Raw genomic sequence first — 11,522 nt, 5'->3', positions numbered from 1 at the left:
GTGGCTTTGGCGTCGTGGATGCAATTGCACCCCGCCGGACCGATGTTAGGGTGTCCCCAACATAAGCCAGTTCAGAACAAGGGAAAAGCACATGACAAAAATCGCATTCTTGGGATTGGGGGTTATGGGGCATCCGATGGCCGGGCACCTGCAGGCCGCGGGTCACGAGGTCAGCGTTTACAACCGCACCACGGCCAAGGCCGAGGCCTGGGCCAAGGAACATGGCGGTAGCTTTGCCGCCACCCCGCGTGCCGCTGCCGAGGGGGCCGAATTTGTTATGTCCTGCGTCGGCAATGATGATGATCTGCGGGCGGTTTGCCTGGGGCCGGACGGGGCCTTTGCCGGCATGGCGTCGGGCAGTGTTTTTGTGGATCACACTACTGTGTCGGCCCAGGTCACGCGGGAACTCTACGCGGCGGCTGCCGAGGCTGGGATTGCCTTTGTGGATGCCCCGATTTCCGGTGGTCAGGCCGGGGCGGAAAACGGTGTGCTGTCGGTCATGTGTGGCGGCGATGAAGCCCCATATGCGCGCGCAGAGCCGGTGATTGGCGCCTATGCGCGTATCTGTCGCCGCATAGGCGACAGCGGCGCGGGCCAGATGACCAAGATGTGCAACCAGATTGCCATCGCAGGCCTGGTGCAGGGCCTTAGCGAGGCGCTTCATTTTGCTGAAAAAGCTGGCCTTGATGGCCGTGCCGTGGTCGAGGTGATTAGCCAGGGCGCCGCCGGCAGCTGGCAGATGGCAAACCGCTCTGAAACCATGCTGGACGATCATTTCGAGCATGGCTTTGCGGTGGACTGGATGCGCAAGGATCTTGGCATCTGCCTGGATGCCGCCAATGAAACTGGCGCAAGCCTGCCGGTTACGGCGCTGGTGGATCAATTCTACAAGGATGTTCAGAAACTGGGCGGCGGCCGCTGGGATACATCGTCGTTGATCAAGCGCTTGCGGGCGATGGGCTAACCGCCGGTTGCGCGCATAAATGCACAAACCGGCATGAAAACAGGGCGGTGCAGGATCTATCTGCGCCGCCCTGTTTTATGATGGAGTGTAAAAAAAGTGGGCGCCGTTGCGTCGCGCAGCCCCCACCTGGCGTCGCCTAGGGGATGATGCGGGTGTATTTTGTGCCTTCCAGTGTGGCACCAATGCGCAGACCTGCTTGGCCAAACACTGCGGCAAGGATCGGCGATGTCAGCGTGTTGGTATCGGTAGAAATCGAATTGCCATCATCGCGCACCACATATTCAAGATCAGCACCTGCCGCCCAGCCAGAGGACCGGCGGAAGCCGCTGAGGGCATCCTGGGTCATGAAGAACAGCACATGGGCATATTGTTGCGCGCCGATTTGCAAACCGGCATTGCCCTTGATGGTCGAATAGTAATCAACCGTCGCCCCATTGATGCGGAGGGCACCGCGCCCATAAGCGCCGCCGACCAAAAATCCGGCCTCTGTCACCAGTGGCATCACCAGCATACCGGTGGATTTTTCGGCCAGGGTCACGGTGTTGGGGTAAAGACTATACATTTGGCTGAGTGTTGCATCGACACGGGCGTCGATGGTGGCGCTGTTATTGGTACCAACGCCATTGCCACAGGCTGCGGTTACGCCTGCTCCGGCCAAAAGACTCAGGGTGAAACCGCGACGCGACATGCGGTCAAAAGATCTGCTGCTCATAATTCCAGTTGCCTGTCCTGGGGCGCTAGGGGCGGTCATGCAGCTGGGCTCATTATCATGTGAGTGCCCATCACGCATGGCACCCCAAGCGGGGTTCAATAAAAGGCCGGTTTTCCGGCTCTGCGAGGGTTATACGCCCATTTCGCCAATCTGTCATCACTTTGACGTCAGCGCCTGATGATGCGGGCGTTTTCTTGCCCTTGCGGTGGACATTTCCCTGCTTGTGGCGATTAGCCGTTCAGGATTCGGGCTGCTTGTGGTGCAAAATAGCTCAGCACCCCGTCACAGCCTGCGCGTTTAAAGGCCATCAGGCTTTCCAGCATGACCTTTTCACCATCAATCCAGCCATTCTGCGCTGCCGCCTGTATCATCGCGTATTCGCCTGAGACCTGATAGGCAAATGTCGGGGTGCCAAAGGTGGATTTGACCCGGTGGCAGATATCCAGATAGGCGATGCCAGGTTTGACCATGACCATATCAGCCCCCTCTTGCAGGTCGCGTTCGACCAGGCGCAGCGCCTCATCCGAATTGCCGGGATCCATTTGATAGGTCTTCTTATCCCCCTGTAGCGCACCAGAGGCCCCAACGGCATCGCGGAAAGGCCCGTAATAGCCAGAGGCGTATTTGGCGGAGTAAGACAGGATCGAGATGTTGCGATGACCAGCGGTCTCTAGTGCGTGGCGCATCGCACCGATCCGGCCATCCATCATATCGGATGGGCCAATGATATCCGCGCCGGCCTCGGCCTGGGCCATTGTCATCTTTACCAGGGCCTCGACCGTTTCGTCATTGAGGATTTCACCATCGACAACATAGCCGTCATGGCCATTGATATTGTAAGGGTCTAGCGCAACATCGGTCATTACCGCGATTTCGGGCGCTGCCGCCTTGATGGCGCGAATGGCCTGGTTGCACAGATTGTCGGGGTTCCAAGCCTCGGCGCAGTCGGCGGTTTTCAGATCGGGATCGGTATAGGGAAACAGGCAGATCGCCGGAATACCCAACGCCTGCGCCTCGCGGGCAGCTTCGGCCACCTTGTCGACAGAGCGGCGCATCACACCGGGCATAGAGGCCACCGGCTCTTCGATGCCTTGGCCTGACCGCACAAATACTGGCCAGATCAGATCTTCTGTTGTCAGGGTGTTTTCGCGGACCAGGCCACGGAGTGCGGGGCTGACCCGGGTGCGGCGCAAACGGGCAGCGGGGAAGGGGGCGACTGTCGGCTTCATCGGGAACTCTTTGTTTTTCTTCTATGCCTGTTGTGGGTCGCATGGAACCCAGGGCGCTGGCAAGTGGCACAATCGCCGCGCTTTGTCGGGATGCTTGGGGGCCCTGCCGCAGTGGGGCTTGTTTCGTCCCGGACATCAGGGGATATAGGCGCAAGCGTGAAGGGCTGAGTGTTGCGTTTCACGATACCTTGCGGGCAATTGGCCCGCTGCCCCGGCATCAAGAGAGGCATCTGAGCGTTGAGTCTGTTTGAAACCCTGTCCGAGATGATTGATTTGCGGTCCTTTTCCAATCTTTGGTACTGGATCGCCCTTGCAATCATGTGGTCCACGCTGAGCCATCGGGTGCTGGGGGTGCCCTTTGATATGGTGCAGCGGGCGCGCAAATATGGCGGGCAATCGGCGCAGGATCTGGACGATATGGTGCGCATCAATGTGAACCGTTTGTTTTTCGTGGTGCGCTCTACCGGTGTCTGGCTGCTGGGTCTGGCCTGTTTTGTGTTGTCCGGGCTGGCGACCCTTGGGTTCCTGCTGAAGGTAGAGACGGCCCAGGCGGTTTTCCTGCTGGTGTTTCCCATGTCGCTGGTTGTGCTGATCAACCTGGCAACCGCCCAGAAAATTATGCAGAACGACTACCGCGAAGAGGCATTGTATCGAGCGCTTTCGATCTGTCGCGTCTGTGTGCAGTTTCTTGGCATGCTTTGCATTTTTGTTACCGCCTTGTGGGGCATGTATCAAAACCTGCATATCGGCCCTCTGGGGGGCTAAGAAAGGCCGCGCCCGGGCTGGCATTCGGTCCCTGGCGCATCTATCTGGCATCACAGCTTTTCCCGCGTCAGGGAAATACTCAGGCTGGGCAAGTGGTCAGCAGTTAAGAGGAGAGGCGCACAATGGCGCAACGAGCAATCACCATGGGCGGCGCGCCCGAAGGGTTTGATGCCCGGCTGATCCTGGATGAATTGGTCAAATCCGGCCAACCCGTTCTGCATATCGCCCGTGATGACAAACGCATGGAGGCAATGCGCGCGGCCCTTGCCTTCTTTGCGCCGGATATGCCGGTGATCATCTTTCCCGGCTGGGATTGTCTACCCTATGATCGAGTCTCGCCCAACCCGGATGTTGCGGCCTCGCGTATGGCCTGTCTGGCGGCGTTGGTGCACCAGATGCCAAAGCAGTTTATCCTGCTGACCACGCTCAATGCTGCCAGTCAGCGGGTGCCGGCGCGTGAGGTGCTACGCGCGGCAGCCTTTTCCGCCAGGGTTGACCAGCGGGTAGATGAAAAAGCCCTGCGTAATTTCCTGGTGCGTATGGGGTTTGTCCAAAGCCCAACAGTGATGGAACCGGGCGACTATGCCATTCGCGGTGGCATTATCGATATTTATCCCCCCGGCGATAGCGGCCCGGTGCGGCTGGATTTCTTTGGCGATGTGCTGGACGGGGTACGCCGCTTTGATCCCGCCAGCCAGCGCACCACCGAAACCCTGGATCTGATTGAACTGGCCCCGGTGTCAGAGGTAATCCTGGATGAGGCGGCGATCACCAGGTTCCGCCAGAACTATCGCATCGAATTTGGCGCTGCCGGAACGGATGATCCGCTGTATGAAGCGGTCAGTGCCGGGCGTAAGCACCAGGGGATCGAGCATTGGCTGCCGTTTTTCCACGACCATCTGGAAACCCTGTTTGACTATCTGCCAGGGGCGACGCTGACGCTTGATGATCAGGTGACTCCGGCGCGGCTGGCGCGCTGGGAAAGCATTGAAGATCAATATGAAACCCGCAAGATCGCCATGGCGCAAAAGGGGCGGCTGGATACGGTCTACAAACCCGCGCCCCCTGGTCTGCTCTATCTGGATGATGCGGCCTGGGAAGCGGCCGTATCGGACCATCGCCGGATCCAGCTGCACCCATTGGCGCAGGCCTCTGGGCCTGGGGTGTTGGATGCGGGTGGGCGCATCGGACGCAACTTTTCGCCCGAGCGGCAGCAGGAAAATGTCAGTCTTTTTGGGGCTTTGGCTGATCATATTAAGGCGCGCCTGCACGAGGGGCCGGTGATTGTTGCCTCTTATTCAGAGGGGGCGCGCGAACGTCTGACCGGCTTGATCGAAGATGAAGGGCTGGCGGAAGTCATCCCGGTGATGGATGGTACGCGTATCGGTAAATCCGGTCTGCATCTGGCGGTATGGGCACTGGAACATGGGTTCCAATCCGACAAAATGACGGTGATCTCAGAGCAGGATGTTCTGGGCGATCGCCTGATCCGGGCACCCAAGAAACGCCGCAAGGCCGAAAATTTCCTGACCGAAACCCAATCGCTGAGCCCGGGCGATCTGGTGGTGCATGTGGATCACGGCATTGGCCGCTATCAGGGAATGGAGGTGGTGCGTGCCGCCGGGGCTGCGCATGAATGCCTGCTGCTGGAATATGCCGAAGAGTCCAAGCTCTATCTGCCAGTCGAAAACATCGAGCTCTTGTCAAAATACGGTCACGACGAGGCCTTTCTGGATCGTCTTGGCGGTGGGGCCTGGCAGGCGAAAAAGGCCAAGCTGAAAGAGCGCATTCGTGAAATGGCGGACAAACTGATCCGCATTGCCGCTGAACGCGCCCTGCGCCGCGCCCCGGCGATGGATCCGCCACCGCACGCCTGGGAGGAGTTTTCCGCCCGCTTCCCCTATCAGGAAACCGATGATCAGCTGCGCGCCATTGAGGATGTGATGGCGGATCTTACCTCTGGTCAGCCGATGGACCGGCTGATCTGCGGCGATGTCGGTTTTGGCAAAACCGAGGTTGCGATGCGGGCAGCCTTTGTGGCCGCGATGTCTGGCGTGCAGGTAGCGGTGATTGCGCCAACCACCTTGCTGGCCCGTCAGCATGCGGCGTCCTTTGCAGAACGTTTCCGGGGCTTCCCTTTAGAAGTCAGGCAGTTGTCGCGCTTTGTTAGCGCCAAGGAGGCTGCGAAAACCCGTGAAGGTATGGCCAAGGGAACGGTTGATATCGTCATTGGCACCCATGCTTTGCTTGCCAAGAATATCCGCTTTAACAATCTTGGCCTGTTGATCATTGATGAAGAACAGCACTTTGGCGTAGGGCACAAGGAACGGCTCAAACAGCTGCGCTCTGACATTCATGTGCTGACGCTGACCGCAACCCCCATCCCGCGTACCCTGCAGCTCAGCCTCACCGGGGTACGCGATCTGTCGATTATCGGCACGCCGCCAGTGGATCGCCTTGCGATCCGCACCTATGTCAGCGAATTTGATGCGGTCACCCTGCGCGAAGCCCTGCTGCGTGAACATTATCGCGGCGGGCAGAGCTTCTATGTGGTGCCGCGTATTTCAGATCTGCCCGAGGTCGAGGATTTCCTGAAAGAACAACTGCCAGAGCTGAGCTATATCGTGGCGCATGGGCAGATGGCCGCAGGAGAGCTGGATGACCGGATGAATGCCTTCTATGACGGCAAGTATGACATCCTGCTGGCCACGACCATTGTGGAATCCGGTCTCGATATTCCCACGGCAAACACCATGGTAGTGCACCGGGCAGATATGTTTGGCCTGTCGCAGCTCTATCAGATCCGGGGCCGGGTGGGGCGTTCCAAGACGCGTGCCTATGCCTATCTGACCACCAAGCCGCGCCAGCGCCTGACGCCTGCCGCAGAAAAGCGCCTGCGGGTGCTGGGGTCATTGGATACGTTGGGCGCCGGTTTTACCCTGGCCAGCCAGGATCTGGATATTCGCGGCGCCGGCAATCTGCTGGGCGAAGAACAATCCGGCCAGATGCGCGACGTGGGGTATGAACTGTACCAGTCGATGCTGGAAGAGGCGATTGCCAAGATCCGATCAGGAGAGCTGGAGGGCCTGAGCGACACCGATGAGCAATGGGCACCGCAGATCAATCTCGGCGTGCCGGTGCTGATCCCAGAGGCCTATGTGCCGGACCTTGACGTGCGCCTTGGCCTGTACCGGCGCCTGTCGGGGCTGACAACCAAGGTGGAACTGGAAGGTTTTGCCGCTGAATTGATTGACCGATTTGGGAAATTGCCTAAAGAAGTCAATACTTTGATGCTCGTTGTTCGCATCAAGGCTATGTGCAAACGGGCGGGCATTTCCAAACTGGATGCTGGCCCCAAGGGCGCGACGCTGCAGTTTCACAATGATAAATTTGCCTCGCCGCAGGGGCTGGTTGATTTCATCCAGGGGCAGAATGGTCTGGCCAAGGTCAAGGACAACAAGATCGTTGTGCGCCGCGATTGGAAAAAGGACAGCGACAAGATCAAAGGGGCCTTTGCCATTGCCCGCGATCTGGCCGAACGGCTGATCGCCGAGCGGAAAAAAGCCAAGGCCCAATAAGGCCCTGGTTGCTGGTCGTCCCAATGAATGGGGGGCTCATGCGGTGCAGCACCCCTGCGGCTGCATAGCCACCTGCGCACAGCCGCAGGAGGCAAATACACCATCTGAACGCGCCTGTGCCTGATCCAGTTTTTGTTTGATGTGGCGGATCTCAACCAACTCACCTCGTGCCTGAAGACAGTCGTGCAACCCTTTTAGGCTCCAGACATTATCGGGATGAACCGAGGCCCGCGACAGGGTGTCGTCCAGGCCAAGATCGGCGCGGTAGACTGCTTCGGCCTCGGCGGTATGGCCCTGTTCCAGCAGCAGCGCCCCCAGCGCGTGCCGGGTGGGCTGCATCCAGCCCCAGGGTTCATCATAGGGGAGGTTGTCATCCAGCGCGACTGATCGGCGAAGATGCGCATAGGCTTCGGCGTAGTGCCCCTTGCGGTATTCAATCTCGCCGCGCAGCATTTCGCGCGCAATTTCAAGTAGGTCTACAACACGATTGTTGTGCATCAGGCGGCTGTCAGGCACGCGCGCGCGGGCGGCAAGAAAGCGCTGCTCCTCTGCTTCGGCCTCTGCCACACGCCCCGTGGCAGCATAGCCGATTGCGCGGGCATAGTGCACCGTCGCAGTCAGGGTGCAGTAGAGGGTTTGATCCTGCGGCAGGTCCAGCGCAATGCAGTCTTCCCATCGACCAAAGCGGATCAGGATATGCGGGTGCATCGCCATGTAGGATTCAAAATAATCCGCCATTGGCGGGCTCTCAATGCGCAGCATCTCTTCGGGGGTGGTGTCCCACAGCCCCTGATTTGCGCGCAGGGCTGGTTCCATTTGCCCCAGAAACAGCGCGCCATAGATGACAAAGTGATAGTTGTGCTGCCGGTACCCCGTGTAGATATTATAGGCACCTTCGCGGTTGTAATATTTCAGGTCGGCCTTGATTGCTTCCTCGTTCCACAACACCACATCGAGATAGTTGCCACAGAGCACGTCAATATGCGTTGGCATATGCACCAGATGGCCTGCATCTGGTACCAGACGGCGCAGCACATCACCGGCTTTCAGCGCTTTCTCTGGGGTTGGGGACATTTCCATCAGATGGACATAGAGATGCAGCAGGCCTGGGTGCTGCATGGCACCGGGCTGGCCTTGCATCGCCTGTTCCAGGATCTGCTGCGCTTCTGTGGTGGCGGCCCCGGGGGCCGGTGTGCCTGTCTTTAGGTCCCACATGTTCCAGGGCGTAAGGTTCAGCAGGCTTTCGGCAAAAACGGTGCGCAGATCCAGATGATTTGGACAGCGGGCAAAGGCCGCCCGCATAGTATCGGCAAAGGCCTGGTCCCAGGTCTGCATGTTATCGCTCAGCTCGCGCTGTGGGTAGCGGGCTTGCAGGGCGGAGATAAGCAAGGTTTCGGCCTCGGTGCACCCGTCCACATGGGCCAGCGCCGCGCGGCTGGCATCATGGGCCAGGCCAAGGGCATCGGCCCGCCCGGTTTCGTCGTGCAATTCCCAAGGCATATTGTAGTTTGGCCCGGCCGCATAGGACAGCCCCCAATGGGCCATGGCACAGCGCGGATCATAGGACAGGGCCTGTTTGAAACAGGCGATCGCTTCTTGGTGGTTGAAGCCATAGATCCAGTTCAAGCCGCGATCGAACCACAGCTGCGCCTGTGGCGATGTGGTGGTGATGGGGCAGGAATAGCTGCCAAGATCATATGGATAATCCATGAAACCCCCTCCAAATATCTGGAGAGGTTAGAAGTTTTTCAGGAAAGCAGCAAGCGTACTATGGATAGATCAGCCGCTTTTCAACACGCGCCATATGCAGCATTGTGCAGAAGCTTATAAGCGACATGCACAGGATTGGCAGGGCAACAGGCAGCAAAGAGCCATCAAACAGCAGACCAATCGGCGCGGCAATCGCTGCGGCGCAAACGGTGGAAATTGCGCCGATTACCGAGGCCGCCATGCCGGCAATATGCCCCATCGGTTCCATCGCCATGGCATTGAGATTGCCGAGGGTGGTCCCAGCCATGAAAAACACGCTGGTCTGCCAGGCTACGAACAGGCCAAAAGCAAGAGTGTCAGGCAGCCCCGTCCCTTGAAGGAGCAGTATCAGCCCCGAGCAGAAGATCTGCGCTGCCAAGGACCAGGTTACCATGCGGCGCATGCCAACGCGCACAACAATCGCTGCGTTTAACACGCTGGCGCTGCCTGCCATCAGCGCGACAAAACCAAACCAGAACGGAAAGCTGTCGGCGCGGGCAAAAATCACGTCATAGATCTGCTGTACCATGGTCAGCATTGTGAACAGGGTGGCGAGACAGAAGGTCTGAACCAGAATGGACAGTCGCACCGTCGGGTGCTGGATCATCTCGCGCACCGCCGCCAGCATCAGTGGCAAGCGGAAGGGACGCCTGTTTTCTACCGCCAGGGGTTCGGGCAGACGGATCATGGTCCAAAGAGAGATGACCAGAGCAAATAGCGCAAAGGCGGCAAAAATTCCGCGCCAGCCGGCAAAGATGATGATCCCCTGGCCCAGCATTGGTGCAAAGGCCGGCACCAGAGTAAAGATCATCATGGCAATTGACATCATCCGTGCCATCTCACGGCCCGAATAGAGATCGCGCACAATGGCCAGCGCCACAACCCGTGGCCCAGCGGCGCCAAGCCCCATGGTCACCCGCGCAATCAGCACCAGTTCAAGCGAAGACGAGGCCCAGGCCACCGCAGCCGAGACGATATAGATCACAGCCCCCGCAACGATAACGGGTTTGCGGCCAAAGGCATCCGACAGCGGTCCGGTGAAAAAGGTACCAAACCCCATCCCCAGGACAAAGGAGGTGAGGATCAACTGCGCCCGGTTGATATCTCCGGGGCTGAGTTGCGCACCAATTTCCGGCAGGGCCGGCAGCATGGCATCAATGGAAAAGGCGATGGTTGCCATCATCATCGCAACCAGTGAAATGAATTCTGCCTTTGACATGGCATTTGGGGGTGTCGGAGTCATTGAAATCCTTCGCAAGACTTCGGTGGTCCTGAAATTGGATCCTGACCGGGCCTTTTGGCTTTGCGCTATCACGGCAGTGAAACGAGCACCATGCCTGAGAGTGCACAATGCTATGTGCATTGTTGTTTTGTGTAGTTTCTGTGCCTGCTGTGGTCCCCTGTGCCGTCCCCGCGAAACCACGCCCTGCAGCAGCGAGACAGCCACGGAGTACGGCGCAGCCGTGACGGGTTATTCCTGTGGGGGGCTTGTGCGCGCAGTGGCGGGGGGATCATCCTCATTGGCGACAGGCGCTTCGTCATCCTTCGTGTCATCTCCCAGCCGGGCAAACAGCCATTCATTATGCTTTTGCCGTTTTGCCAGCTGCATCTGGGCAAATTCATTCATCGCCAGAGCAAAGACCCCAAGTCCACCAAAAATCAGAGCGGTGGTCGCCAACTTGCCTGCCGCAGTCACCGGGACCAGATTGCCATAGCCAACCGTCGATACGGTGATCACGGTAAAGAAATAGGAATCCAACCAGCTCCAGCCTTCGGCAAAGTGAAAAAACACGGTGCCCGAAGCCAGCACCACAAGCAGGGCAACAAAGATGGTTAAACGCCGCAGTTGGGTCATGAGCTTTCCGTAGGATTTTGAAGTTGTTCCATAATATCAGAAATGATCTGCTTCCACATGTCGGGCTGCTGGGCACCGGGGACCGCATGCTGGTTGGCGATGATAAAGGTCGGAACCGATGTCACCCCCATTTTGCGCGAATGTGCATCGCGGTTGCGGATATCTTCCCGGTCACTGTCGCCAGACAGCAGCTTGCGCACCACATCGGCCTCTAGCCCGACATTGGCGGCAATTTCTACCAGGACCTCGGTGTCGCCGATGTCACGCGCCTGGGAAAAATAGGCGTCAAACAAGGCATCCACCATTGCGCCCTGCTTGGCTTCTATCCCGGCCCAGTGGATCAGCCGGTGCGCGTTGATGGTGTTTGGCGTGCGCTGCATACCTTCAAAATCGATCTTCAACCCGGCCTTTTCGGCATTTTCCACCACGGGGGCATAGGCCCGCACCGCGCCTTCTTTGCCGCCGAACTTGGCCTCCAGATAGGCGCGCCGATCCATGCCCTCGGCGGGCATGTCGGGATTCAGCTGGAAAGGGTGCCATTCAATCACAAAGGGATGATCCGGAATTTCTGCCAGCGCCTTGTCCAGATGGGTCTTGCCGATATAGCACCAAGGGCAGATCGGATCGGAAATAATATCGAGCTTCACAGTCGGCAGGTCAGCGGTCATGG

9 protein-coding genes are annotated in these 11,522 nt (G+C 58.5%); 3 read left to right on the top strand and 6 right to left on the bottom strand.

The genetic code is table 11. The annotated features are described in order from the left end of the window. The first annotated feature begins 91 nt into the window (after positions 1 to 91). Positions 92 to 964 carry an NAD(P)-dependent oxidoreductase gene (locus P2081_RS04760; protein WP_278921732.1) on the top strand — a complete coding sequence of 291 codons (873 nt, stop codon included), beginning with the start codon at positions 92 to 94 and terminating at the stop codon, positions 962 to 964. Positions 965 to 1,100: 136 nt separating this feature from the next. Here the strand turns inward: P2081_RS04760 and P2081_RS04755 are convergent, their stop codons facing one another. Both P2081_RS04755 and hemB read right to left on the bottom strand, forming a co-directional pair. Continuing rightward, positions 1,101 to 1,676, bottom strand: a complete 576-nt coding sequence (locus P2081_RS04755; RefSeq protein WP_278921731.1) for a lipid-binding SYLF domain-containing protein — start codon at positions 1,674 to 1,676, stop codon at positions 1,101 to 1,103. Positions 1,677 to 1,906: 230 nt separating this feature from the next. Beyond that, positions 1,907 to 2,905, bottom strand: a complete 999-nt coding sequence (gene hemB / locus P2081_RS04750; protein WP_278921730.1) for a porphobilinogen synthase — start codon at positions 2,903 to 2,905, stop codon at positions 1,907 to 1,909. A 237-nt stretch (positions 2,906 to 3,142) separates the two neighbouring features. On the opposite strand from hemB, the gene P2081_RS04745 reads away from it, so the two are divergent. Continuing rightward, positions 3,143 to 3,670, top strand: a complete 528-nt coding sequence (locus tag P2081_RS04745; RefSeq protein ID WP_278921729.1) for a component of SufBCD complex — start codon at positions 3,143 to 3,145, stop codon at positions 3,668 to 3,670. A 122-nt stretch (positions 3,671 to 3,792) separates the two neighbouring features. Then, positions 3,793 to 7,248, top strand: a complete 3,456-nt coding sequence (mfd, locus tag P2081_RS04740; RefSeq protein WP_278921728.1) for a transcription-repair coupling factor — start codon at positions 3,793 to 3,795, stop codon at positions 7,246 to 7,248. Between the two features lie 36 nt (positions 7,249 to 7,284). Here mfd and P2081_RS04735 read toward each other — a convergent pair whose 3' ends face one another. The 4 genes from P2081_RS04735 to P2081_RS04720 form a co-directional block, all read right to left on the bottom strand. Continuing rightward, a complete protein-coding gene (locus tag P2081_RS04735; RefSeq protein WP_278921727.1) occupies positions 7,285 to 8,958 on the bottom strand; it encodes a tetratricopeptide repeat protein in 1,674 nt (557 codons plus the stop codon). 58 nt (positions 8,959 to 9,016) lie between these two features. Continuing rightward, entirely contained in the window at positions 9,017 to 10,240 is a 1,224-nt protein-coding gene (locus tag P2081_RS04730; RefSeq protein ID WP_278921726.1) for a multidrug effflux MFS transporter, read from the bottom strand. Between the two features lie 228 nt (positions 10,241 to 10,468). After that, complete coding sequence (locus P2081_RS04725) at positions 10,469 to 10,852, bottom strand: potassium channel family protein (RefSeq protein ID WP_278921725.1); 384 nt, start codon at positions 10,850 to 10,852, stop codon at positions 10,469 to 10,471. Beyond that, positions 10,849 to 11,520, bottom strand: coding sequence for a DsbA family oxidoreductase (locus P2081_RS04720; RefSeq protein ID WP_278921724.1), 672 nt, complete (start codon positions 11,518 to 11,520; stop codon positions 10,849 to 10,851). The genes P2081_RS04725 and P2081_RS04720 overlap by 4 nt, the downstream gene beginning before the upstream one ends. Positions 11,521 to 11,522 lie beyond the last annotated feature (2 nt).

It is taken from the genome of Pseudophaeobacter profundi, from assembly GCF_029697505.1.
GTDB lineage: Bacteria > Pseudomonadota > Alphaproteobacteria > Rhodobacterales > Rhodobacteraceae > Pseudophaeobacter > Pseudophaeobacter profundi.
This window is presented reverse-complemented; position numbering and strand designations above follow the sequence as displayed.

What these genes read in the sequence shown, in the direction of transcription:
- P2081_RS04730 (WP_278921726.1), bottom strand. Translation starts at nt 10,240, where the DNA reads ATGACTCCGACACCCCCAAATGCCATGTCAAAGGCAGAATTCATTTCA.
- P2081_RS04760 (WP_278921732.1), top strand. Translation starts at nt 92, where the DNA reads ATGACAAAAATCGCATTCTTGGGATTGGGGGTTATGGGGCATCCGATG.
- P2081_RS04755 (WP_278921731.1), bottom strand. Translation starts at nt 1,676, where the DNA reads ATGAGCAGCAGATCTTTTGACCGCATGTCGCGTCGCGGTTTCACCCTG.
- P2081_RS04720 (WP_278921724.1), bottom strand. Translation starts at nt 11,520, where the DNA reads ATGACCGCTGACCTGCCGACTGTGAAGCTCGATATTATTTCCGATCCG.
- P2081_RS04735 (WP_278921727.1), bottom strand. Translation starts at nt 8,958, where the DNA reads ATGGATTATCCATATGATCTTGGCAGCTATTCCTGCCCCATCACCACC.
- mfd (WP_278921728.1), top strand. Translation starts at nt 3,793, where the DNA reads ATGGCGCAACGAGCAATCACCATGGGCGGCGCGCCCGAAGGGTTTGAT.
- P2081_RS04725 (WP_278921725.1), bottom strand. Translation starts at nt 10,852, where the DNA reads ATGACCCAACTGCGGCGTTTAACCATCTTTGTTGCCCTGCTTGTGGTG.
- hemB (WP_278921730.1), bottom strand. Translation starts at nt 2,905, where the DNA reads ATGAAGCCGACAGTCGCCCCCTTCCCCGCTGCCCGTTTGCGCCGCACC.